Raw genomic sequence first — 23,292 nt, 5'->3', positions numbered from 1 at the left:
GACGCTGGCGTTCACTCCATCTCCCGGAGGCCTCGCTACCGTGGCCCGGCCTGGGCTCACCAGGCTTATCAAGGAGTGATGTCGATGCGTACTTTCAGGAAAATGATCGCGGGTGCGGTGTTCGCCTTGGCCTGCAGCGGTTCGGTTGCTGTGGCTGGGCCGATTCCGCCATGCGATCTTCCCTGTTGGAAGGCTTACCAGGCGTGTCTGTCCGGTGGCGTTGATGCGATGGAATGCCAGTACGAATACGATCGTTGCATCATGGATCGCTGCGGCGCTGTGTAAGCAGTGGCAATGCAGGATTGATGACGAGCCCCGTCCCTGACGGGGCTCTTCTGTTTCAGCGCCGCCCGCTTGCAGGCCATGCACGCAGCAGCGAGGATGGGGAATCGCATCGGAGCCGCCGCACATGGCCGTCAAACGTGTCGTCGCCAACATCGCCACGCCTGACCCTGCGCGTGCCGCAGCGTTCTATGGCGAGCTGCTGGGCATGCCGGTGGTGATGGACCACGGCTGGATCGTCACCCATGGCGGCGAGGGCAGCGCGCTGGCGCAGGTCAGCTTTGCCACTGAAGGGGGATCCGGCACGGCGGTGCCGGATCTGTCGATAGAAGTCGACAATCTGCAACAGGTACTGGAGCGCATGCGCGTGGCCGGCATCCCGCTGGAATATGGCCCGGCCGATGAGCCCTGGGGCGTGCGCCGCTTCTTCGTCCGTGACCCGTTCGGGCGGTTGTTGAACATCCTCGCCCACACCTGAGCGGCAGAAAGTCTGTCAGCGCCGTTTGGCACTGGTCGGTGGCACGCCGACCATGCGCAGGCAATCATCCACCACGGCGGCGATGAAGGCATCGGCATTCTGTGCGGGTGTGGCGATCAGGTCGTCGGTGGCGCCGTGCACGCCGGCATAGATCAACGAGGCGGTGACTTTGGGCGCTGGAAGCTGCCACAGAGCTGCGGCATTGCCTGCTTCGAGGATGCCCAGCAGTTGCTGCTGGATCGCATTGCGTTCGGCGTTGCCACGCTGGTGGTGATGATGGTTGGCGTACACCACATCGTGCAGCGCATGGGTGCGCACGTAGAGCTCGATGTTGGCGCGGATCCAGGCGCGCAGGCGTGCCACGCCATCGCTGGGCGGGTAGCGCTGCACGGCGTGGTCGACGTCTTCCATGAAACGCTGGGTATAGCGCTGCGCCAGCGCCTGCAGAATCTCGGTGCGCGAGGCGAAATAGGTATAGAAGGTGCCCTTGGCAACGTCCGCTGCGGCGACGATGTCGCTGATGGTGGTGGCATCCACTCCCTTTGACAGGAACAGCGCCTGCGCGGCGTCCATCAGTTCTTCCTGGCGGGTTTCCGCAGGTTTGGTGCGAGGCCTGGCGACAGCTGGGGTCTGCATGTGGGAGGGATCCGGGTGCGACGGGAGCCATTCTAGCTGGCCTGTGGCACCGACTGACCGTCAGTCATTGACCGACGGTCAGTCAGTGGCTAGGATGCGCACACATCCTTCCCCCGGGAACCGTACATGCGACGTTTCCAGCGGCCGGCCCTGGTGCTGGCGGCCTACCTCGGCACATTCCTCGCCTCGCTGGACATCAGCATCGTCAACGTCGCCCTGCCGACCCTGCAGCAGGCGTTGAATACCGACATGGCCGGCCTGCAGTGGGTGATCAATGCGTATGCAATCGCGCTTTCGGCGTTGATGCTGTCGGCGGGGCCGCTTGGGGACCGTTACGGTCATCGGCGGATGTGGCTGCTCAGCGTCGCCACCTTCACGCTGGGGTCGCTGCTGTGCGCCTGTGCCGGCAATCTTGCGACCCTGGTAGCCGGGCGTGCAGTGCAGGGCATCGCGGGCGCTTTGTTGATTCCCGCCGCAATGCCGATCCTCAGCCACGCGTTTCCCGACGCGCGCCAACGTGCACGTGCGATCGGTGGCTGGTCGGCGTTCAGTGCGCTGGCCCTGGTGCTTGGCCCGCTTCTGGGCGGCGTGCTGGTACAGCGCGTCGGATGGCCCAGCATCTTCCTGATCAACCTGCCGCTGGGCCTGCTCGCGCTGGCGCTGGGCGCCTGGGGAATTCTGGAGCGGCGGCATCCGCAGCACGCTGCGCTGGACCCTGCCGGGCAGCTGCTCAGCATCGTCGCGCTGGGTGCGCTGAGCTATGGCCTGATCGCGATCGGCGCGCATGGCCTGCTTGCCCCGGTGACGCTGCTGGCGCTGGGCGTGGCAGCTGCCGGGTTGATCCTGTTCGGCATCGTCGAACGCCGGGTGGCACGCCCATTGCTGCCGCTGGACCTGTTTGCCGACCGCCGCTTCGGCATGTTCAACCTGGCCTCGTTCGTCCTGGGCTTCACTGCCTATGCCAGCCTGTTCTTCCTGTCGCTCTTCTTCCAGCAGGCGCAGGGGCACAACGCTGCGCTGGCAGGTTCCCAGTTGGCCCCGCAGTTCCTGTTGATGGGTGCCGTCTCGCTGTTGTTCGGTCGTCTGGTCGCCCACCTCGGGCTGCACGCCGCGCTGGTGTTGGGCTATGCCCTGGCCGGGGCGGCGCTGTGCGCGATGGCCACGTTCAAACCGGCTACTTCGCACGCTTGTTCCAGTGCTGTGCTGGTGCTGCTTGGCATTGGAATGGGGCTGGCAGTGCCGGCGACCGGCATGGCGGTCATGGCCAGCGCGCCGGTCGAGCGCGCGGGTATTGCCTCAGCCACGATGAACGCGTTACGTCAGGCAGGCATGAGCCTGGGCATCGCGCTGCTGGGCAGCCTGATGGGCCAGCGCGCCGTGCAGCAGTTCGCCGCGTCCGCGCAGGCGGCCGGGCAGCGGGAGCTGGCGGCACAGGCGCGCGAACTGATCCTGCAACCGGGCTCGATGCACGCCACGCCGCAGATGCTGACGTGGTATCGCAGTGCGATGGCCAGTGGTTTCGGATGGGCGATGGCTGTGGCCGGTGCGCTGGCCCTGCTTGCGGCGCTCGGGCTGTATCGGCAGCGCGCACCGGCCTGACGCGCTGCATTCAGCCCTGCTGGCGTTGCGGACCCGCTGCCGTGCGTTCGATCTCCTGAGGCTGTTGTTGCTGCTGGCGCGCATTGGCGTGGCGAGCGTGTCCACCTTCACGACCGATCTCGGCCATGTGCTGGCGGTTGCGGCTGATCGCCTCGCCGCCCTTGCGGCCTGCGACACGTGCCTCGGCCGGACTGAATTCATGCGCGTTGCCGGAGGCATGTGCGGCGCGCCCGCCCTTGGCCGCGATCGCGCGCTGCTTTTCCTGGTCCATTGATGCGAAACCCCGGTTGGAGCTGCGCGGGTTCTGCTCAGTCATGTGAAATCTCCTGCGGTATGGGCGTCGCCTTCGTAGACGACGGCATCCATGCTTGGCCATCGCACGCTAAGTCCAGGTCGCCATCTTGGCCCTGGTTTTCACGCGCCCTGCGCACGGGGCTGATCAGGCAGCCGTTCAGGCGGGCGCTGCCTTCGCTGCCGCCAGTGCCATGCCACTGACCACCGACCCGATCGTCTCTACGTCTGCCAAGGGAGCTCCCTGGTTCAGTCGCGCCTGCAGAGCTCCGTGGGAGACGGCGAAGACGATCGCTTGGCCGAGCAGGGCGTGGGTACGCAGCACCGTCTCGGCGCTGGATGGTTCGCTGCCGCGCAGGCACGCTACGCACGCGGCCAACGTGGAGTGCAGGGGTTCGAACAGCGTACGGTGGGCACTGGCGAACGCCGCCGTCGGTTGGATCTGTTCGCGCGCCAACAGCAGCGTGCGTGGACCCGCATCCGGCGCCGAAAGCAAGGCATGGACGAATGCCCGCATCAACTGCTGCAGCTGCTGCGCGGCCTGCCGCGCGCCGTTGGGTGGCGTTGCCGGCAGCGGCAATCGCTCGGCAATGGCTTGAGCGCAGCGCTGCAGCACGGCGGCATACAGTTCCTGCTTGCCACCGAAGTGATAGGGAATGGCTGACTGGCTGCAGCCGGCCATGTCCACCAGCTGGCGGGTACGCACACCCTCCACGCCGAACGCGCTGAACAGCTGCAGCCCTGCGTGCAGCAGTCGGGCTCGGGTCTGCCCGCTGCGCGTCTCGGCCGCGCGCCGCCGTGCCGGTGTCTGCAGATGGGCGATGAACTCAGGCATCGGCCAGCATCAGCCGTGTCGAGTTTTCATTGAGCGCGGTACCCGCGTCCGCGCCGACGATGACCGTACCGCCGATGTTGGCCATGTGCCGGCCGAATGCACAGTTCGGTTCGAAGGCGAAGCACATGCCGGCCTGCAGGGGCAGTTCGCGCCCGACAGTCGGCAGCGGCGCGATGTGCGCATAGCGCGCGGCCTCCGGCAGCGCTTCGATGCCCGGTGCACGGCCGAAGCCAATCGGTCCATAGGGGTTGAGGCTGTGGACCAACGGATGCACGTGCCAGCCGCCCGCCTCCAGCAGGGGCGCTTCCATCGCGTCGACGACATCGCCGAAGGTATTGCCCACGCGCAGTGCGGACAGGCCTGCTTCGTAGCTGCTGCGGGCGACGGCAGCGGCGCGATGGATGTCGTCGTGCACCTCGCCAATGGCAACCGCGGCCTGATGCTGGGTTTCCATCAGCCCGTACAGTGCGAAGATCTCCGACAGCACCAGGTCACCATCGCGCAGAATGCGCGGCGGCTGCGCACGATACTGCCAGGCGGGTGGTCCCCAGCCCACATACTCGGGACCCGAGCCGAGCAACACCTCGGCGGTATAGCCCCCCAGCGAGAAACAGGCGGCGGTCACTGCGGCAACCAGTTCGGCTTCCGAAACACCGGGGCGAGCAGTGGCACGCAGCGCCTCGCTCATGGATTCACCGATCCAGGCGGCATGCGCAATCAGCGCCAGTTCCTCCTGGCTCTTTACCGAGGCGCGCTGGAAGAACGCACGATATACCGGTACGAATTCCGCGTTCGGCACCGCCGCCTGCATGCCCTGCAGGGTGCGCGCGGGCATCGCGCCGTCGAAGTAGAACGGTGGATAGGGCTCCAGCCCCAGCACGCCGATACGTGCCGTGTGCAGGCCACATTGCTGCAGCCAGCGGCCAACCTCCAGACCGGATTTTCCAACCCACAGCTGTTCGGGTGCGATCCACTGCAGGTCGCCGCGCAGGCAGGCCTGCAGGTGGTCGGCAATCATCAGCGAGGCAAAGGTGAACACCCGTGGCGGCTGGTCGCCGACGAACACCACGATCGAGCCGGGCCGGTCATTGGTGAAGTAGCAGTCCGGCGAGAACCCGGCCGGTGCGGCGGCTTCCCTGTCGCCATGCACAACCAGGGCATCGAGGCGTTCACTGGCCATTAGGTCGCGGGCCAGGGCCCAGCGGCGGTCGCGTTCCATCAGGCTGAGCGGTGCGGGCGGCGTGCGCATGAGGAGTATTCCAGGGGAAGGAGCGCGCAGGCTCGATCACGCAGTTGAATGAATCAACCGCTTGAATCGGCATTGCACGTGCGCTGCTGCGGGGGCAGCTGAAGTCGGCGATTGCGCAGCGTTGTCGATGATCTTGATGGGGCCACCGTTGCTGTTGATAGGATGCGCAACAACGCCACTCGCCTGGCCACGACAGGGACGTAGAACATGAACAGGATTGGATTGATCGCAGTGCTGGCCTGTACCGCTCCGGTCCATGCAGCCAGCCCCCTGTTGTCCGGCAGCTTCGTCCACGTTGGCTACTCGGGCAGCGACGAACAACTGCCGGCTGCGCAGTTGCCGCTGTTCCTGGATGAACTGCAGGACCTGGGCAACGACACGATCATCCTCGGTCAGGTGCGTGCCACCCGTGCCGGCGTCGGCTGCGCCAGCGGCGTGCAGGATTTCGAATGGATTGCCGGCTTTCCCGGCAAGCTCGGCACCGTGCTCGATGCGGCGGCCGCGCGCGGCATGAAGGTCGTGGGCGGCACCACCTACAGCTCGGGGCAGTGCGCCACCTTCTGGCAGGGGCAGAACGCAACGGCCGTGGCACAGGATGCGGCGCAGTCGCTGGCCCAGCTGGGCCAACAGTACGGATCGCATCCGGCGTTCGCTGGCTGGTACATCACCGACGAGCCAGCACAGGTGCCGGCTGATCGCGCGCCGTTCTACCGTGCGATCGTGACGGCGCTCAAAGGCAGTACACCCGCGCGGCCGGTGATGGTGGCCCCCTACCTGGCGTCATCCAGCGTGGATCCGGCCAGCGTGGGCCGGGCTGCTGCACAGTTCCGTACGGCCACCGGCGTGGATGTGCAGATCTGGCAGGACGGCATCGGCGCCGCCTCGCATGCACGCCTGTTCCAGTGGGATCGCCCGGGTCATTCCACCGAGGCGTATTACGAGGCGCTGTCGGCGGCGCTGGGGGCCAGCGGCCTGTGGGCCGACATCGAACTGTTCAACCATGGCAGTCCCTTGTTCCTGGAAACCGGCAACGGATTGTCCGGTGCCTATCGCTCCGCGTCGGTGCAGCGCATCAACCAGCAGTTGTGGAGCGCGCGTTCGGCCGGCAAGCGCGTTGCCTGGCTCAACCAGTACCACATGTCCGAGGTGGTCGGCCCCGGCCAGGGCTATGCCGAATCTCCGCGGTTGATGAACACCTATCGCGGGCTGTATGGGCTCGGCGCGTCCTACCTCGTCGATCCGGTGCAGACCACGTACAGCTACAGCGTGGCACCGGATGCGAACTATCCGGACAGCAGTGGCCACGAGCTGTTCGATCGTCGGGTGGGGGATCCGCGCAACCCGATGGATGCAGGCTGGGTAGGCGTGCATGGCAACGCCAGCATCACCATCGACCTGGGCCAGCGCCGGCGGGTGGACTGGATCGGCCTGCATACGATGACCCGCCCGGCGTGGGGCATCGTCACGCCGACAGCTGTGGAGGTGATGTGTGCCGAGCCGGGCGCCGCTGCGGTGAAGATCGGTGTGCTGTCGGCGCCATTCACCCAGGCCGGACTGAGCGGTTCGACCGAAGAGGAATACGTGCTGGGCAACGCCGCGCCGCTGGCCGCGCAGTGCCGCACGCTGGAGCTGCGGTTGGCCAATGGCAGCTGGACGTTCCTCAGCGAAATCGAGATGGCGGCCGAGCAGTAAGCGCCTCAGCGTTGGGGCGTGCCGCGCAGTCGCTGCGCGAACGGCCGCTGTTCAAGTGCCTGCAGTGCGTCGCGCAGCACCTGCTCCAATGACTGTCCAAGATCGGCATCGAGGCTGCGCGCCGCGCGTACCGTGGCCTGCCACTGCGCCTGCAGCGCCGGCAACGCCTGCAGCGCGCGCGGGCTCAGCTGCAGGATGCGCTCGCGGCTGTCTTCACCGACCGCAGCGTGCAGCCAGCCGTCGCGCACCATTGCTGAAACCGTCTGGCTGAGCGCCGAATGGCTGAGCCCGCAGGCCAGTGCGAGATCCTTGATGCGGCAGGGTCCCTGCGCCATCAGCGTGCGCAGCACCGGGGTGTAGCGCGGCCGGTAGTCCAGTTTCAGGTCGCGGTAGGCCTGCTCGACCGCCGGGTCCAGCTGGTCGAGCAGGGCCCGCAGCAGTGTTCCCAGGGTGGCATGTTGGAGATCCATGGTGGCGATGATATATAAGCACTTACATATCATCAACATGGGGTGCGGTCATGGCGGTTTCGTGGATCCTGGGCGCGCTGCTGGCGGCGTCCTGCCCGGCCCAGGACGCGGTGCTGCAGGCGGCGGCCACGGCGATACAGGCGCAGTACCTGGACGTGGCCGAAGGCGCGCACATTGCCGAGGCCGTGCGCGGCTGGTCCACCCAGCAGCGCTATGTGGACAGCTGCGCGGACCCCAAGGCGTTCAGCGCACGCTTGAACCAGGATCTGGACGTGTTCGATGGCCACTTCCATGTCGAGCGGGTGGATGCCCGCGCCGGCCAGGATGACTGGCTGATGGCCTGGCGCGCGGATGCGCGCAGCAATGGTGCGGGCGTGCGCGAGGTGCGGGTGCTGGAAGGCAACATCGGTTACCTGCGCCTGAGCACCTTCTATCCGCTCGATCTGGCCCGGCCGAAGCTGGCCGCGGCCTTCACCCTGCTGGCCGACACCGACGGCCTGGTGCTGGACCTGCGCCAGAACGGTGGTGGCGATGACGGCAGTGCGGACCTGCTGGTGCGGACCCTGCTGGCGGCGGAGATCACCCAGGTGCAGTCACTGCAACGCCGTGGCCAGCGCAGTCCGGTACCGTTGCCACCGGCGAGCCTGGGGCTGTACCTGAAGCCGCTGGTGGTGCTGATCGACCGCCGCACCGGGTCGGCCGCCGAATTCGTCGCGTACTCGCTGCAGGCGCAGGGGCGGGCACGTGTCGTTGGTAGTCGAAGTGGCGGCGCGGCACATATGTTCGATGATCCTGTGCTGCTGCCGGATGGCTATCAGATCAGCATTCCCGACCGGCAGCCGATCAACCTCCGTACCGGAACCAACTGGGAACGCACCGGCGTCACGCCTGATGCAGCAGGCGGTGACGATCCGCTGTTCGTCGCCCGCCAGCTGCTGGCCCGATCGGTATCGCCAGAATGAACGCACAATTGCAACCACGCCCTATCGCAGACGACATGCAGCGTGCCTAGAATCGATGCATCCCGGTAGTTCCCGGGCGCTTCGAGTGAATGGACTCAATGAAGATTCTGTTGACCGGCAGTTCCGGGCGGATCGGGCGTGCGATCTTCGGCGCGCTGGCGGCGGCCCACGAAGTGGTGGGGCTGGATCGCAGCCCATTCGCCACCACCCGCATCATTGCCGATGTCACCGATCGTCAGGCCGTGATGCGGGCAGTGCAGGGCGTCGACGCGGTGATCCATACCGCCGCCCTGCACGCACCCCATGTCGGCCTGGTGCCGGATGCGGTATTCCAGCAGATCAATGTGGAGGCGACCGCACACCTGTTGCAGGCTGCCCGCGAGGCCGGTGCACGCCGCTTCGTGCTGACCAGCACCACGGCGCTGTATGGCCATGCGGTGGTGGCGGGCGGTTGCCGCTGGATCGATGAAGATACCGAGCCGCTGCCACGCACCATCTACCATCGCAGCAAGCTGCAGGCCGAGGCGTTGGCTGAAGCCGCTGCGGCGCCGGGCTTCAGCGTGCGCGTGCTGCGCATGGCCCGCTGTTTCCCCGAGCCACCGGAGCGGATGGCGATGTTCCGCCTGCACCGCGGCATCGACGCGCGCGACGTGGCCAGCGCACATGCCGCGCTGCTGCACGATGAGGGCGCTGCCTTCGCACGCTACGTTGCCTGCGCACCGACGCCGTTCCTGCGCGAGGATTGCCTGGAACTGGCGACCCAGCCGCGCAGGGTGCTGGCCCGCCGCGCCCCGCAGTTGCTGGCCGAGTTCGAGCGCCGTGGCTGGCCGCTGCCGCTGAGCATTGACCGCGTCTACGACAGTGCACTGATGCGCCGCACATTGGGCTGGCAGCCGCGCTTCGGCCCGGACGACGTGCTGCAGCAGTACGCGGTTGGCAGTATCGAGGTGCTGCCGCGGGCGGAATGGATCAAGGACCGCGTGGCCGAATAGGGCGGCAGCGGGGCGGGTTCCTGACCCGACCCTGAGCAGGTTCAGGAATGTGCAGATGGACCGCCTCAACCTCGTTCGCAGGCGGCCGCTAACCCGGTGCGCTTCCAGCGCCGGGCGTGTCCCGGCGGCCGGTGGCCTGCGCGACGGATCGCGCACCTGCGCGGTGCCCTCGCGGTGCCGGTCGTCCTGAACTGCCTTGCGGACCCTTCCATGCCTTCTCCCCGTTCCGCCGCTGCCCGCCGCCCGGGCAGCATCGCCCACAAGCTGATGCTGGGCACCGCTGCGATCGCGCTGCTGTGCTTCGGCCTGACTGCGTTCCTGATCTACCGCCAGGCCAGCGCCAGCCTGATCGACGCCTCGCGCCAGACCATGGCCAGCGAAGCCACCGCCGAAGCCCGCCAGGTCGCGGCCGATCTGGGCACCGCCTTTGCCAGCAACGACGCCATGGTCGAGGCCGTGCTCGCCCAGCGCGCGCGCGGCGATGTTCCGGACCGTGCCAGCCTGGCTGCCGTGCTGGGCGAGCAGCTGCGCACCCACCCCGAGTGGCTGGGCAAGAGCACCATGTGGGAGGCCGACGCCTTCGATGGCAAGGATGCCGAGTTCGTCAACACCGAAGCGCACGATGCCACCGGTCGTTACATGAGCTACTGGGCCTGGCACGACGGCAGGCCGCAGCAGTCGACGATGACCGACTACACCGAGACGGCCAGTGGCTCCGGTGACTGGTACATGGTGCCCAGCCGCGACAAGCTGGCGAAGGTAAGCGAGCCCTACGCCTACGACATCGGTGGCCAGCAGGTGCTGATGAGCACGCTGAGCACGCCGATCATCGAAAACGGCCGGTTCCTCGGTGTATTCACTGTGGACTTCTCGCTGGCTGCCCTGCAGAAGCACCTGGCCACGCTGAAGCCGATGGGCGCCGGGCGCGTCGAACTGCTCTCGCCCAATGGCGTGGTGCTGGCCTCGGCCAATGCCGCCGAAATCGGCAAGCCACGTGGCGACGCATTGACCCGCAGCATGCTGGCAGACATCGCCGCCGACCGCCGGTTCGAAGCCTTCACTCCGGATGCCGCCGGCAACGTGCGCGTATACGTGCCGCTGCGTGTGGGCGATGCGCCGCAGCGCTTTGCACTGGGTGTGGTGATGCCGCACGCGGTGATCGTGGCCGAGGCGCGCCAGCTGCTGTGGCTGACCCTGCTGGTTGGTGTGGTGGCCGCGCTGACGCTGAGTGCCGGTGTCTATGTGCTGCTGCGCCGGTTGGCGATCCGCCCACTGGCCGAAGCCGTGCGCGTGGCCGGCGACGTCGCCGCGGGCAAGCTGGACAGCACCCTGCCGGCACGCAGCAACGACGAAGTGGGCCGCCTGCTGGACGCGATGCAGGGCATGCGGGGGCAGCTGCAGTCGGTGATGGCGGCGCAGGCGGAAATGGCGCGTCGCCATGACGCCGGTGAAATCAGCTACCGCATGGACGCCTCGGCGTTCCCGGGTGAGTACGGCCGGATGGTGGCTGACAGCAACCAGCTGGTGGCCTCCAGCAACGCCGTCACCCAGCGCCTGGTCGACGTGATGCAGCGCTATGCGGTGGGTGACCTGAGCGTGGACATGGAAGCGCTGCCGGGCGAGAAGGCGGTGTTCACCGCTGCAATGGCCACTACCAAGAGCAACCTGGCGGCGATCAACGATCAGATCCAGCAGCTGGCCGCTGCCGCCGCCGCCGGCGATTTTGCGGTGCGCGGCGACACGCTGCGTTTCGACCACGACTTCCGCCGCATGGTGGAAACCCTCAACACCATGATGCAGGTCAGCGACCACAACCTGGCCGAGCTGTCGACGCTGCTGCGCGCGATTGCCGCAGGCGACCTCAGCGCGCGCATGCAGGGCGACTTCCACGGCGTGTTCGCGGTGATGCGCGACGATGCCAACAGCACCGTGCAGCAGCTGACCCAGATCGTTGGCCAGATCCAGCAGTCGGCGGCCAGCATCCGCCTGGCGGCGGGTGAGATTGCCGCCGGCAACAGTGACCTGTCGCGCCGCACCGAGCAGCAGGCGGCGAACCTGGAAGAGACCGCGGCCTCGATGGAAGAGCTGACCTCCACGGTGCGCCAGAATGCCGACCACGCGCTGCAGGCCAACACCCTGGCCGGCTCCGCAGCGGGCGTGGCCAGCGAAGGCGGGCAGGTGGTCAGCCAGGTGGTGCAGACCATGGAACAGATCGAGGCCTCCTCGCAGCGCATTGCCGAGATCATTTCGGTAATCGATGGCATCGCGTTCCAGACCAACATCCTGGCGTTGAACGCGGCGGTGGAAGCGGCGCGTGCCGGCGAACAGGGCCGCGGATTCGCCGTGGTCGCCAGCGAAGTGCGTGCGCTGGCCCAGCGCTCGGCAGGCGCGGCCAAGGAGATCAAGGAGCTGATCGACGCCTCGGTGGCGCAGGTCGGTGCCGGTGCGCAGCTGGTGCACGGCGCGGGCCGCACCATGCAGGAAATCGTCGGCCAGGTCGGCCGAGTGAACGAGATCATGGCCGAGATCTCGGCAGCCTCGCGCGAGCAGTCGGCGGGCATCGAGCAGGTCAACCAGACCGTGGTGCAGATGGACGAGACCACCCAGCAGAACGCCGCACTGGTGGAAGAGGCCAGTGCCGCCGCGCGTGCGATGGAAGAACAGGCCGAGCAGCTGGCGGTGGCGGTCTCGCGCTTCCGCCTGCAGGCCGAGCCGGTGGCTACGGTCCGCCGCGCGGCCTGATCCTGTTGCGCGCACATGAAGACGCCCGGCCAAGGCCGGGCGTCTTCATTTCTGCTTGATGCTATGCCAGGCCGGAGTGCGGCGGCAGCATCGCGTCAGAACATGCCTTCGAAGGGATTCCAGCTGGCTTTGCCCTTCACCTGCTCCAGGTAGTAGCTGTAGTTGGTGCTGGCGGCAACCAGGAAGTTCATGGCGATGAACAGCGGGCGCGCGATGATGTCCGGCAGGAACAGGGACACGATGCCCAGCACGAGGCCGATGCCGATCACCACCAGCGCCTTGCGCCACATGCCCAGAATGAACAGGTAGATGAAGCCGAAGAAGAAGGCGAAGAAGTTGATGTTGATCTTGAGGCGGTCGCCGAAGGACAGCGCCTTCCAGGCTTCCTTGAAGCGCGGCTCCTTCGGAGCGCCGTGCTGCTGGAAGAAATTGAAGCGGAACTGCCACTTCGGGCTGAAGCGGGAGAGGTCGACGGTGTTCATTGACGATTACGTCCTTGTAGGAAAACGGTTACATGATACGGGGCCGACGGTTCAGGAAACTACCCTCAACCGTCAAAAATGTGACGCGCCCGGCATGTGCAGGCCTGCGGCGGGGCGCCGCACCGTCACCCATCCGCCTTGTTTTTAGGATAGGGTGCGCAGTTCCGCTGCCGCCCCAGCTGAACCCGGGCGGCGGCGGGATGTCCATGGAGGTTGCATGACCACACCTGCTATACCGGAAAACGCACCGGGACCGGTGCTCCTGCCGACACCTGAAGTGGTGCAGGCACAACAACTGCTCGCACGCCAGCAACTGGCGGTAGCGATGGACCGTGCACGCACGGCCGCTACGCAGAACGCGGCCGCGGCCGCGCTGGAAAGCGAGTAATCCGCAACACCGCCGATCGCGCTGGCGTGCTGCCAGCGCGATCGCGGCGCGCGCCGCCGGTCAGAACCGCGCGGTCATGCTCATGAAGTAGCTGCGCCCGGCCACGAAGTAGTCGGTGGAGCCTTCCGCATACAGCTTCTTGTCGGCCAGGTTGCTGACGCCGCCGCGCAGGGTCAGTACCTCGTTGACGTTCCAGGCAGCGGTCAGGTCATACAGGGTGTAGGCCTTGAGGAAGGTCGTTGCGGTACCGGTCTGCTTGCCGGTGTACTGCGCCGACAGGCTGCTGGAAAACACCGTGTTGGGCGTCCAGTCCAGCGACGAATAGCCGGAAAACTCCGGCGTATCGATCAGATTCCTGCCGGTGGTCAGGTTCTTGGCTTCCTTCATCCAGGTGGCCGAGGTGCGCCAGCGCCACTGCTCGCCGAAGCGGACATTGAAGTTGCCTTCCATGCCACTGGTGCGCGCGCGCTGCACGTTGCTCATGCGCGTCCACCAGATGCCGTTGAACTTGCCCAGGGGCGCGTACTCGATCTTGTTCTTGAAGTCGGTATGGAAGTAGGTCAGGCCGGCATCGAACAGGTCATTGTCGAAGCTGATGCCGATCTCGCGGTTGGTGCTGGTTTCCGGGTCCAGGTCCGGGTTGCCGGCCATGTAGCAGCCACCGCGGGTATAGCCCAGCGGGATCAGCGAGGTGCAGCCGCGGCCGCCGGACTGGGTGGCCGCGCTGGGCGAATTCTCGGTCAGGCTGGGCGCGCGGAAGCCCTTGGAGACGCCACCGCGGATCGTCCACTGTTCGGCCGGGTGCCAGACCAGGTACGCACGCGGGCTGACGTGGCTGCCGAACTTCTCATGGTGGTCCAGGCGTGCGCCCAGGGTCAGCGCCAACGTGCGGTGCAGCTTCAGTTCGTCCTCAACGAACAGTGCCCAGGTATCCACTTCCAGGTTGGAGCCGCTGACGGCATTGCCGGCATAGTCGATCGGCGCGCGGCCGATGGTATCGGTATTGGTCAGTTCCTGGCGCTTCCACTGGCCACCGACGGCGAACTGGTGTTCAACGCCCAGGGTGAACGGCGTGGTCAGGCTGCCTTCGATGATGGTATCGGTGGCCTCGGAGCGGCCGGTGGCACCGATGTCGTTCTTGTACTCGGTCCAGTACGCGCTGAGCTTCGAGTTGCCGAAGCTCCACTTGCCATCGTGGTTGAGTGCCAGCGAGCTGCGCTTGAGTTCGCTGGCACCCCAGGCGCCTTCGTCCTGCTTTTCCAGCGACGCGTCGATGAAGGCCTGCTGCACGCCGTGGCCGGCTTCCAGCGACAGTTCCTGCGCATCGCTGAGCTTCCACTGCAGCAGCGCGTCGACATTGCGGTCCTTCTCGCCGGCGTAGGCATTGCCATAGACACCACCGTTGGAGCGGTCCGAGTCGCGGCGCATGCTGTTGGCACCGATGCGCAGGCCGAAGCGCTCGCCGAGCGGGCCGGAGAACGTCGCACCGATCTGCTGGGTATCACCGCGCTTGCCATCACCCGGGCGGGTATAGCTGTGGGTGGCGCTGCCGTTCCAGTCATCACCGATGCGCTTGGTGATGATGTTGATCACGCCGCCCATGGCGTCGGAGCCGTACAGCGACGACATTGGTCCGCGCACCACCTCGATCCGTTCGATCTGGTCGGGCGAGATCCAGTTCAGATCCTGGCGGCCGAGGTCGGGACGGTAGTTGGTCGAGGCCGAGCTGCCCATGCGCTTGCCGTCCACCAGCACCAGCGTGTAATTGGACGGCATGCCACGCAGCTTGATCTTGGACTGCTCGCCGACCGCGCTGAGGCCACCGGTCACGCCCGGCACGCGGCTGAGCAGGGTGGCCAGGTCGTGCACCGGCTGGCGCTCGATGTCCTCGCGGCTGATCACGCTGATGCTGGCCGGTGCATCCTTGATCCATTGCTGGTTGCCCGAGGCGGTGACCACCACGGTATCCAGATCCTTGGTGGAGGCATCGGCGCTGGCCTCTGCGGCGGCCAGGCCGGGCAGGGCCAGCAGGCAGGCGGTGGCCAGAGCGCAGGCCAGGCGGGTGCGCGGCAGGCGCGCGGAAGGGGTACGGAACGACAGGGACATGACGGCTTCCATCGGAGGAGGGGGACCCGGTGGAAGCAGCAGGCGCACGCAGACAGCAGGCAGCCCCCTTCCATGGGTCGTTGGGCGCTGGGTTGGAACCGGCGCAGCTGGGTGGGTCTCGGCCGTGCGGAAGACGGTGACCTGCCTGGTTAATGAAATGATAACCGTTCGCGTTTGTTACGATCCAGTACCTGGGGCGACCAAGTGACATCCGTTCCCCTGCCCCGGCACTCGCCTGCTGTTTGCTGAATGGGGATAAATCCCGGCGTAGACCTTCGCACTCGGCTTACATCCGGCGCCCTAGACTGAGCCGCATTTTCGATTCCGCCCCGTTGGAGATCGTGTGGGTTCCGGTAGTGACAGACAGCGACTGCGTGGCGTGACGCCGACGCAGCCAGGACAAGTGCGGGCGCCGGGAAAGCGCGCCGGGAACCTTGGTGCATGCAGCCCGGCCGGGATGGCCGGCCGTGCCGACTGCGCGGAGTAGGCGGCAATGGAGGTGCAGACCATCCATGCGGAAGCAGATACGTCCCGGCTTGATGCCGGCTGGACACTGCTGCCGGCCGAATCGCCGTTGCAGATGCCCGAGCAGACCCTGCGCGAAGGCCAACTGAAGGTTCGCCGCCACCGCACCTCGCCGCGGCTGATCGGCCTGCGCCGGTTCTATATCTTCGGCGGCACGCTGGCGATGACCGCCATCGCTACCCGGATGATGTGGCGGGTGCTGTCGGCCAATGGCATCAGCGTGCTCGAGGCCTGCCTGCTGGTGCTGTTTGTCGGCCTGTTCGCCTGGATCGCGCTGTCTTTCGCCAGCGCCGTGGCCGGCTTCCTGACTGCCGTGTTCGACCGGGGGTATCGCCTCGGCATCGACCCGGACAAGCCACTGCCGACAGTGCACAGCCGCACCGCGCTGCTGATGCCGACCTACAACGAAGATCCGCGCCGGCTGCTGGCCGGCCTGCAGGCGATCTACGAGTCGGTGGCCGCCACCGGCCAGCTCGACCGGTTCGACTTTTTCGTGCTCAGTGATACCCGGCGCGAAGACATCGCACGGGCCGAGGAGCAGGTGTTCGCCGAACTGCGCGAGCGCGTGCCCGATGGCCAGGCGCGGCTGTTCTACCGCCGCCGTGGCGACAACAGCGGGCGCAAGGCCGGCAACATCGCCGACTGGGTCCGCCGCTTCGGCGGTGCCTACCCGCAGATGCTGATCCTCGACGCCGACAGCCTGATGACCGGCGACAGCATCGTGCGCCTGGTCGCGGGCATGGAGCACAACGCCGACGTCGGCCTGATCCAGACCCTGCCGTCGGTGATCGGCGGGCGCACCCTGTTCGCGCGCATGCAGCAGTTCGGCGGCCGTGTGTACGGTCCGGTGATCGCCCGTGGCGTGGCCTGGTGGCACGGTGCCGAGAGCAATTACTGGGGCCACAACGCCATCATCCGCACCCGCGCCTTCGCCGATCAGGCCGGGCTGCCGGCGCTGCCGGGGCGCAAGCCGTTCGGTGGCCACGTGCTCAGCCATGACTTCGTCGAAGCGGCGCTGATGCGTCGTGGCGGCTGGGCCGCGCACATGGTGCCGTACCTGGGCGGCAGCTATGAAGAAGGTCCGCCGACCCTGACCGACCTGCTGGTGCGCGACCGCCGCTGGTGCCAGGGCAACCTGCAGCACGGCAAGGTGGTCGGCAGCCGTGGCCTGCACTGGATCAGCCGCATGCACATGCTGATCGGCATCGGTCATTACTTCACCGCGCCGATGTGGGCGATGCTGATGCTGATCGGCATCGCCATCCCGCTGTTCCAGGAAGGCATCGATTTCAACGCCCTGCTGCACCTGTCGCCCAGCGTGTACTGGCGGGCCCAGGACGAGGAACAGGTGGTGCGCCTGTTCGCGGCGACCATGGCGGTGCTGCTGCTGCCCAAGGTGCTGGGTTACCTGGCGATGCTGCTGGACCCGGTCGACCGCCGCGGGTGTGGCGGTGCCCTGCGCGCGTTCGTCTCGATGCTGGTGGAAACCGTATTGGCCGCGCTGATGGCGCCGGTGGTGATGTACGTGCAGTCGCGCGGCGTGGCCGAAGTGCTGTCCGGCCGCGATTCGGGCTGGGACGCGCAGCAGCGTGACGATGGTGGCATTTCGTGGCTGGCGCTGATCCGTGGCTACGGTGGGCTGGGGGTGTTCGGCGCCTTCATGGGCATGCTGGCCTGGGCGGTGTCGCCATCGCTGGCCGCGTGGATGGCGCCGGTGGTGATCGGCATGGTGCTGGCGGTACCGGTGGTGGCACTGACGTCTTCGCGTGGCCCCGGCGCCTTCCTGCACCGTCTTGGCCTGCTTGATATCCCCGAGGAGAACATCCCGCCGCCGGTGCTGGTACGCGCCGCGCAGCTGCGCCGGGAAGCGGCCGAACAACCGCCGCTGTACTGATCGTCCCGCGGCAGCGGCATAATGCGGCTCGAACTTGAAGGAGCCGCATCATGCTGCAAACGGTGGAACAGGAGACCGGCGCCTCGCCGCAGTGGTCGGTGATCTGGCTGCACGGCCTCGGTGCCGATGGCCACGACTTCGCGCCGATCGTGCCGGAGCTGGTGCGTCCGCATTGGCCGGCGCTGCGCTTCGTGTTCCCGCATGCACCGGTGCGGCCGATCACGATCAACAACGGCGTGCCGATGCGCGGCTGGTACGACATCGTCGGCATGGATTTCCGATCGCGCGCCGACATGGTGGGCGTGCAGGAATCGGTGGTGCAGCTGGATGCGCTGATCGCGCGCGAGATCGAGCGTGGCATCGCGCCGGAGAAGATCTTCCTGGCCGGTTTCTCGCAGGGGGGCGCGATCATCCTGACCGCCGCGCTGTCACGCACTGCGCCGCTGGCCGGCCTGATCGCGCTGTCCACCTACCTGCCCGAAGCCGACGGCGCAAAGCGCGCTGAAGGCGCCGTGCAGGTGCCGGTGTTCATGGCCCATGGCAGCAGCGATCCGGTGATTCCGCAGGCGGTGGCCGCACACAGTGCGCAGGCACTGCAGGCGCTGGGCCTGGAGGTGGAATGGCACAGTTACCCGATGGCCCACCAGGTCTGCGCCGAAGAGATCCAGGCGCTGGGTGACTGGTTGCAGGAACGCCTGGGCGCTGCCTGACCCATGCCGCCGGCCAGCGCCCCGCCCTGGATGCCGGAACTGTGCCGCCTGCCGCGGCTGGCGGCGATGCTCGGCCTGGCCGAACTGGTGGTGGTGGTGCTGGCCCTGGCTCCGGATGGCAGCCGCCATTGGACTGTGGGCGAACTGCTGTCGGCCAGTGGTTTCGCGTTGTGGCTGGCGCTGGCCGTAACGGCCAGCCTGTGCCTGCTGCGGAACGCGTTGTCGAGGTTGCCACAGGTTCTGGGGGCGGTCTCGGCCATCGCACTGGCGACGCTGATCGCGGTGGTCTGCGCGGGCATCGTGCATGCCCTGTACGCGGTGCTTGGCGACAGCTTCGCCCGCGGCATCAGCTTCTGGCGCTTCACGCTGGGCAGCGCGGCGACGACGGCGCTGATCACTGCCTTGGCCCTGCGCTACTTCTATGTGAGTGATCGCTGGGCCGCGCAGGTACAGGCCAACGCACGCGCACAGGCCGATGCCCTGCAGGCGCGGATCCGCCCGCATTTCCTGTTCAACAGCATGAACCTGATCGCCAGCCTGCTGCATCGCGACCCGGTCGTGGCCGAGCGTGCGGTGCTGGACCTGTCCGATCTGTTCCGTGCCGCGCTGGGGGCGGGCGAGGGTGATTCCACCCTGCGTGACGAATGCGAGCTGGCCGAGCGCTACCTGTCGATCGAATCACTGCGCCTGGGCGAGCGCCTGCAGGTGCGCTGGCAGCGCGACGAACCGCTGCCCTGGGATCTTCCCCTGCCTCGCCTGGTACTGCAGCCGCTGGTGGAGAACGCCGTGCTGCATGGCATCTCGCGGCTGCCCGAGGGTGGCACCATCGAGCTGCAGCTGATGCGCGAGGGTAATGAACTGCAGATCTGCGTGCGCAATCCGGCGCCCGACCCGCAGGCCCCCGGGCTGGCCCTGGCGCGCGGTGCCGGCCATGCCCAGCACAGCATCGGCCATCGGCTGGCCTGGCGCTTCGGCAGCGCCGCGCGGATGACGGCTGGCTGGAGCGAGGGCTACTATGCCTGCCAGGTGACAGTGCCGATCCAGTGAGGGAGCGATCGTGAGGGTAGTCATCGCCGATGACGAACCGCTGGCGCGTGAGCGCCTGCGCAGCCTGTTGGCTGCGCAGGACGGCGTGGATGTGGTGGCCGAGGCCGGCAACGGCGAGCAGGCCCTGCACGCGTGCGCGGAGCTGCAGCCGGACCTGGTCCTGCTGGATATCGCCATGCCCGGGCTGGATGGCCTGGAAGCCGCCCGCCACCTGGCCAGCTTCGAGCCGCGGCCGGCGGTGGTGTTCTGCACCGCTTACGATGCGCATGCGCTGTCGGCGTTCGAGGCGGCCGCGATTGATTACCTGATGAAGCCGGTACGTGCCGAGCGTCTGGCCGCGGCCATCGCGCGCGCGCGCACGTTCCTGGCCGGCCGCGATGGTCAGCCACAGGACCACCGCGGGCAACAGGCGCGCAGCATGCTGTGCGCGCGCCTGCGCGGCAGCCTGCGCTTGATTCCGCTGGACGACATCCATTACCTGCAGGCGGAAGAGAAGTACGTGGTGGTGCACCACGCGCGCGGAGAAGACCTGATCGAAGAGTCGCTGAAGTCGCTGGAAGAAGAGTTCGCCAGCCGCTTCATCCGCATCCATCGCAACTGCCTGGTGGCACGCCATGAGCTGGTGGAGCTGCGTCGTGGCACGGGTGGGCAGGTGCAGGCGATGTTGCGCCATGGCAAGCAACCGCTGGAAGTCAGCCGCCGCTGCGTGGCGACGCTGAAGCAGGAATTGCGGCATCTGTGAGTGGTCCCGCGCGGCCTGCGGCCGCGACTGCTTACGAGCAACGTCTGAAGCAACAGCAACAGCAACAGCAACAGCAGATTGTCGGCTCTGTGTTGTTGCGTGTTGGGTGAGGCGGGAAGGGCGGGCGGGACACGCCGTAAACCCATCCATGGGGGCTCGATGGCGCCATCCATGACGCCAACGGTCCCGCCCGCCCTTCCCGCCTCACCCTCGCGAATTTCCCGGTGACGGACGGCAAAGGCATTGTTGTTATCGGGTGGGGGAAGAAGGGTCAGATCCCTTTTCCTGCGGAAAAGGGATCTGACCCTGGAAGCAATCGGCTGTTGCCTTTGCTTCTGCTTTTTCCTTTTTTTGATCTTCCGTGGCTGGCGCGCACGGAAACTTTCAGAGGTCGGGCGGGGTGGGCTGCGCAGGGGCGTGAGCCGCATGGATGCGGCGACCGAGCTTACATGGACGTACTTGCAGCGTCCCCTGCGTGGCCCACCCCGCCCGGCCACGCGCGGCTGTTGCTTTCATGACCCCTCCACCAGCCACGAGGGGCTCCGCCGTTGGCCGTATCCGCGCCGAAGGCGCGATAATGACCGGATGGAAACCGTCCGCATCGCCACCCGCAAGAGCCCGCTCGCCCTCTGGCAGAGCGAACACGTCGCCGATCGCCTGCGCCAGGCCCACCCCGGCCTGCATGTGCAACTGGTGCCGATGAGCACCCGCGGTGACGAGGTGCTGGACCGCTCGCTGGCCGCCATCGGTGGCAAGGGCCTGTTCCTGAAGGAACTGGAGCTGGCCATGCTGCGTGGCGAGGCCGACTGCGCCGTGCATTCGCTGAAGGATGTGCCGATGGAACTGGATGAACCCTTCGCGCTGCCGGCGATGCTGACCCGCCACGATCCGGCCGATGGTTTCGTCTCCAACCTGTACGCCTCGCTGGATGCGCTGCCGATCGGTGCGCGGGTTGGCACCTCGTCGCTGCGCCGCCAGGCCCAGCTGCGCGCGCTGCGCCCGGACCTGGAACTGCTGGACCTGCGCGGCAACGTCAACACCCGCCTGGCCAAGCTCGACAACGGTGGCTACGACGCCATCGTGCTGGCCGTGGCCGGCCTGGAGCGTCTGGGCCTGGGCGCGCGCATCGTCGCGCGCCTGCAACCGCCGCAATGGCTGCCGGCCCCGGCGCAGGGCGCGGTGGCGGTGGAGTGCGACGGTGGCAATGCGCGCCTGATGGCGCTGTTCGCGGGCTTGGATGACGGGGAAACCCGTGCCTGCGTGGAAGCCGAGCGAGCGATGAACCGTGCGTTGCATGGCAGCTGCCACGTGCCGGTGGCGGCGATCGCGCAGTGGCAGGGGACCGACCTGCACCTGCAGGGCCTGGTCGGCAGTGCCAGTGATGGCCGTGCGGTGCGCGCCGAGGCGATCGGCCCGGCCAGTGACCCGGAAGCACTGGGCCAGCGCGTGGCGAAGATGCTGCTGGATGCCGGTGCCGGCGAACTGCTGAACGTCTGAACCATGCATCTGTAGAGTCGAGCCATGCTCGACTGCTCTTTTCGCAGAGGCGGGCCTGCGCGATGGGCCGGCCAACAGCAGTCGAGCATGGCTCGACTCTACAGAAAGAAGAACGGGCGCCTTTGGCGCCCGTTTCTTATTTGAATTTGTAGACCACGTTCATCGTGGTCAGCGTATCGGTCTTGCGCTTGTCCTCGGCCACGTCACTGTTGTAACGCGCCTGCCAGCCGGCCTTCAGCGCCAGATGTTCGTTCATGCTCACCGAAACACCGAAGTCGTTCTGGCCGAAGGTGTTGTAGGAACCCGACTCGACCAGCAGGGTGTTGACCAGGTCGGTGTTGTCGGTCAGCGAGTACTTCATGTCGAACAGGCCGCGGCCGATCATGCCGGTGCGGGTGCGGTCGTCCTCGGTGCTGTGGGTGCGGCGCACACCGGGGCCGATCTGCGCGTCGAACGAGAAACGCTCGGTGTTCCACAGGCGGGTGCCGTAACCCAGACCGAACGAGCTCTGGCGGTCGTAGGTGGCGAAGTCATCGCGCTCGGTACGCACCGTGGCCGTCAGCTGGCGGTGCTCGCCCAGCTGCAGCGCGCTGCCGGCACTGCCGGTATAACGGTTGGCGGTGGTGTTGTTGCGGCGGCTGGTGGAGCCGTCGTCGCGGGTCTCGATCACCTTGGAGCTGGAGCGCAGGCCAGCCAGGTCCATGCTGTGCACCCAGTCACCATCGGTGTAGCGCAGGCGCAGGCGGCCGTTGAAGCTCTCGGTGCTGCTGTTGCCGCGTGCCGAAGCGAAACCGAGCTCGCCGCCACTGCCGCTCCACGGCGAGGACATCGCCGCCAGTTCGGAGGCATCCTGCGCATACGCGAGCGGTGCGCACAGCAGCAGGGGGATCAGCAGGGACACGCGCAGGGACATCGGGGCTTCTCCGAAGCGGTTGACAGCCGGTGATGATACTGGAAGCGTGATGGCGGTCCGAATCGATCCAAACGGTTTCTTCAGCAGACGTTGCCGCGATCGCCTATTCAGGGCAGATCGACGCGCAATGCCGGGTCGTTGAAGCGCGAATAGCGCAGGCGCAGCTGGAAGCTGCGGCCATTGCTGCTGCCGCTGCGTACGATCTGCCGCGGCAGGCCCTGCGCGTCCACCCAGTACTCCAGGCGTTCGCCGGGCTGCGCACCGCGCAGGCGGTAGTGACGCGTCTCGACCCCGTCCAGCGACTGGCTGCCCAGGTCTTCGGCCTGCAGATCGGCGGGCAGGGCATCGGCCGGCAGCGGGTTGCGCCATTGCTCGAGCAGGCCCGGCGGGGTCGGCACCTGCCGGATCGCGTCGTCGGCCTGCAGGAACATGGTGTCGCCGATGATCGTCTGCGGACCGGCCGGGGTCTGCACCCGGAAGCGGTCGGGGGCGACGAAGTCCATGGCGCTGCGCACCGGCTGCGGCGCGCCCAGCACCTCCAGTTCGGCGTGGAAGCTGCGCAGGGCCGAGAAGCGCTGGCTGGCGCCCAGCACCGCCTGCGCCGGATCCGCCGCAGGCACGGGCGCTTCGGTGCTGGCCGGGGCGGGCGCGCGATCACAGGCGGCCAGCAGCAGGCAGGCCAGCAGGGACAGGGCAGGCAACCGGCGCATCGGGTGTTCCAGAGGGGTGGGGGCGACCACGATAGCCCAAACGTCCCACA

The 23,292-nt window shown here is 67.2% G+C and carries 22 protein-coding genes; 13 read left to right on the top strand and 9 right to left on the bottom strand.

What is annotated here, in order from left to right; all coding sequences use genetic code 11:
* Window positions 1-84: 84 nt before the first annotated feature.
* Both ACZLIB_RS20200 and ACZLIB_RS20195 read left to right on the top strand, forming a co-directional pair.
* Window positions 85-285: a hypothetical protein gene (locus ACZLIB_RS20200; protein WP_080291777.1), complete on the top strand. Its 201-nt coding sequence runs from the start codon at window positions 85-87 to the stop codon at window positions 283-285.
* 124 nt (window positions 286-409) lie between these two features.
* A complete protein-coding gene (locus ACZLIB_RS20195) occupies window positions 410-760 on the top strand; it encodes a VOC family protein (RefSeq protein ID WP_478468542.1) in 351 nt (116 codons plus the stop codon).
* Window positions 761-775: 15 nt separating this feature from the next.
* Here ACZLIB_RS20195 and ACZLIB_RS20190 read toward each other — a convergent pair whose 3' ends face one another.
* Window positions 776-1,396, bottom strand: a complete 621-nt coding sequence (locus ACZLIB_RS20190) for a TetR/AcrR family transcriptional regulator (RefSeq protein ID WP_478468540.1) — start codon at window positions 1,394-1,396, stop codon at window positions 776-778.
* Window positions 1,397-1,522: 126 nt separating this feature from the next.
* On the opposite strand from ACZLIB_RS20190, the gene ACZLIB_RS20185 reads away from it, so the two are divergent.
* On the top strand, window positions 1,523-2,995 hold the full coding sequence (locus ACZLIB_RS20185) for an MFS transporter (protein ID WP_478468539.1): 1,473 nt from the start codon (window positions 1,523-1,525) through the stop codon (window positions 2,993-2,995).
* Window positions 2,996-3,005: 10 nt separating this feature from the next.
* Here the strand turns inward: ACZLIB_RS20185 and ACZLIB_RS20180 are convergent, their stop codons facing one another.
* From ACZLIB_RS20180 to ACZLIB_RS20170, 3 genes are all read right to left on the bottom strand, one after another.
* Window positions 3,006-3,311 carry a KGG domain-containing protein gene (locus tag ACZLIB_RS20180; RefSeq protein ID WP_032128582.1) on the bottom strand — a complete coding sequence of 102 codons (306 nt, stop codon included), beginning with the start codon at window positions 3,309-3,311 and terminating at the stop codon, window positions 3,006-3,008.
* 135 nt (window positions 3,312-3,446) lie between these two features.
* Window positions 3,447-4,121: a CerR family C-terminal domain-containing protein gene (locus ACZLIB_RS20175; protein WP_049401068.1), complete on the bottom strand. Its 675-nt coding sequence runs from the start codon at window positions 4,119-4,121 to the stop codon at window positions 3,447-3,449.
* Window positions 4,114-5,370: a M24 family metallopeptidase gene (locus ACZLIB_RS20170; RefSeq protein WP_049401069.1), complete on the bottom strand. Its 1,257-nt coding sequence runs from the start codon at window positions 5,368-5,370 to the stop codon at window positions 4,114-4,116. Before ACZLIB_RS20170 ends, ACZLIB_RS20175 begins: the two co-directional genes overlap by 8 nt.
* A 207-nt stretch (window positions 5,371-5,577) precedes the next feature.
* Between ACZLIB_RS20170 and ACZLIB_RS20165 the strand changes: the two genes are divergently transcribed.
* Window positions 5,578-7,062 (top strand): DUF4434 domain-containing protein, encoded by a 1,485-nt coding sequence (locus ACZLIB_RS20165; RefSeq protein ID WP_478468538.1) that lies wholly within the window; start codon window positions 5,578-5,580, stop codon window positions 7,060-7,062.
* A 5-nt stretch (window positions 7,063-7,067) separates the two neighbouring features.
* On the opposite strand, the gene ACZLIB_RS20160 is transcribed toward ACZLIB_RS20165, so the two are convergent.
* Window positions 7,068-7,532: a MarR family winged helix-turn-helix transcriptional regulator gene (locus tag ACZLIB_RS20160; protein ID WP_478468536.1), complete on the bottom strand. Its 465-nt coding sequence runs from the start codon at window positions 7,530-7,532 to the stop codon at window positions 7,068-7,070.
* A 50-nt stretch (window positions 7,533-7,582) separates the two neighbouring features.
* On the opposite strand from ACZLIB_RS20160, the gene ACZLIB_RS20155 reads away from it, so the two are divergent.
* From ACZLIB_RS20155 to ACZLIB_RS20145, 3 genes are all read left to right on the top strand, one after another.
* The gene (locus tag ACZLIB_RS20155; RefSeq protein ID WP_478468534.1) at window positions 7,583-8,494 is read left to right on the top strand and encodes a S41 family peptidase; all 912 of its coding nucleotides are present in this window, start codon (window positions 7,583-7,585) and stop codon (window positions 8,492-8,494) included.
* A gap of 98 nt (window positions 8,495-8,592) precedes the next feature.
* A complete protein-coding gene (locus ACZLIB_RS20150; protein ID WP_478468533.1) occupies window positions 8,593-9,486 on the top strand; it encodes an NAD-dependent epimerase/dehydratase family protein in 894 nt (297 codons plus the stop codon).
* 210 nt (window positions 9,487-9,696) lie between these two features.
* Window positions 9,697-12,228 carry a methyl-accepting chemotaxis protein gene (locus ACZLIB_RS20145; protein ID WP_049401073.1) on the top strand — a complete coding sequence of 844 codons (2,532 nt, stop codon included), beginning with the start codon at window positions 9,697-9,699 and terminating at the stop codon, window positions 12,226-12,228.
* Between the two features lie 95 nt (window positions 12,229-12,323).
* Here the strand turns inward: ACZLIB_RS20145 and ACZLIB_RS20140 are convergent, their stop codons facing one another.
* Window positions 12,324-12,710, bottom strand: a complete 387-nt coding sequence (locus ACZLIB_RS20140) for a DUF2628 domain-containing protein (RefSeq protein ID WP_049423770.1) — start codon at window positions 12,708-12,710, stop codon at window positions 12,324-12,326.
* 217 nt (window positions 12,711-12,927) lie between these two features.
* Between ACZLIB_RS20140 and ACZLIB_RS20135 the strand changes: the two genes are divergently transcribed.
* Window positions 12,928-13,098: a hypothetical protein gene (locus ACZLIB_RS20135; protein ID WP_165929944.1), complete on the top strand. Its 171-nt coding sequence runs from the start codon at window positions 12,928-12,930 to the stop codon at window positions 13,096-13,098.
* 60 nt (window positions 13,099-13,158) lie between these two features.
* Here ACZLIB_RS20135 and ACZLIB_RS20130 read toward each other — a convergent pair whose 3' ends face one another.
* The gene (locus tag ACZLIB_RS20130; protein ID WP_164080612.1) at window positions 13,159-15,204 is read right to left on the bottom strand and encodes a TonB-dependent receptor domain-containing protein; all 2,046 of its coding nucleotides are present in this window, start codon (window positions 15,202-15,204) and stop codon (window positions 13,159-13,161) included.
* A 493-nt stretch (window positions 15,205-15,697) separates the two neighbouring features.
* Between ACZLIB_RS20130 and mdoH the strand changes: the two genes are divergently transcribed.
* The 5 genes from mdoH (at window position 15,698) to hemC (ending at window position 21,619) form a co-directional block, all read left to right on the top strand.
* Entirely contained in the window at window positions 15,698-17,623 is a 1,926-nt protein-coding gene (mdoH, locus tag ACZLIB_RS20125) for a glucans biosynthesis glucosyltransferase MdoH (protein ID WP_032128590.1), read from the top strand.
* A gap of 50 nt (window positions 17,624-17,673) precedes the next feature.
* Window positions 17,674-18,333, top strand: a complete 660-nt coding sequence (locus ACZLIB_RS20120) for an alpha/beta hydrolase (protein WP_080291776.1) — start codon at window positions 17,674-17,676, stop codon at window positions 18,331-18,333.
* A 3-nt stretch (window positions 18,334-18,336) separates the two neighbouring features.
* Complete coding sequence (locus ACZLIB_RS20115) at window positions 18,337-19,380, top strand: sensor histidine kinase (protein ID WP_177179491.1); 1,044 nt, start codon at window positions 18,337-18,339, stop codon at window positions 19,378-19,380.
* A 10-nt stretch (window positions 19,381-19,390) separates the two neighbouring features.
* Window positions 19,391-20,122 carry a LytR/AlgR family response regulator transcription factor gene (locus tag ACZLIB_RS20110; RefSeq protein WP_010481294.1) on the top strand — a complete coding sequence of 244 codons (732 nt, stop codon included), beginning with the start codon at window positions 19,391-19,393 and terminating at the stop codon, window positions 20,120-20,122.
* A 585-nt stretch (window positions 20,123-20,707) separates the two neighbouring features.
* Window positions 20,708-21,619, top strand: coding sequence for a hydroxymethylbilane synthase (hemC, locus tag ACZLIB_RS20105; RefSeq protein ID WP_478468532.1), 912 nt, complete (start codon window positions 20,708-20,710; stop codon window positions 21,617-21,619).
* A 136-nt stretch (window positions 21,620-21,755) separates the two neighbouring features.
* Here the strand turns inward: hemC and ACZLIB_RS20100 are convergent, their stop codons facing one another.
* Window positions 21,756-22,532, bottom strand: coding sequence for a DUF481 domain-containing protein (locus tag ACZLIB_RS20100; RefSeq protein WP_010481298.1), 777 nt, complete (start codon window positions 22,530-22,532; stop codon window positions 21,756-21,758).
* A gap of 107 nt (window positions 22,533-22,639) precedes the next feature.
* A complete protein-coding gene (locus ACZLIB_RS20095) occupies window positions 22,640-23,242 on the bottom strand; it encodes a LolA family protein (RefSeq protein WP_049399177.1) in 603 nt (200 codons plus the stop codon).
* Window positions 23,243-23,292: the final 50 nt, after the last annotated feature.

Source organism: Stenotrophomonas sp. 220_Sma (assembly GCF_056487375.1).
The sequence above is the reverse complement of the archived record's forward strand: the minus strand, read 5'-3'. Positions and strand labels throughout refer to the sequence as shown.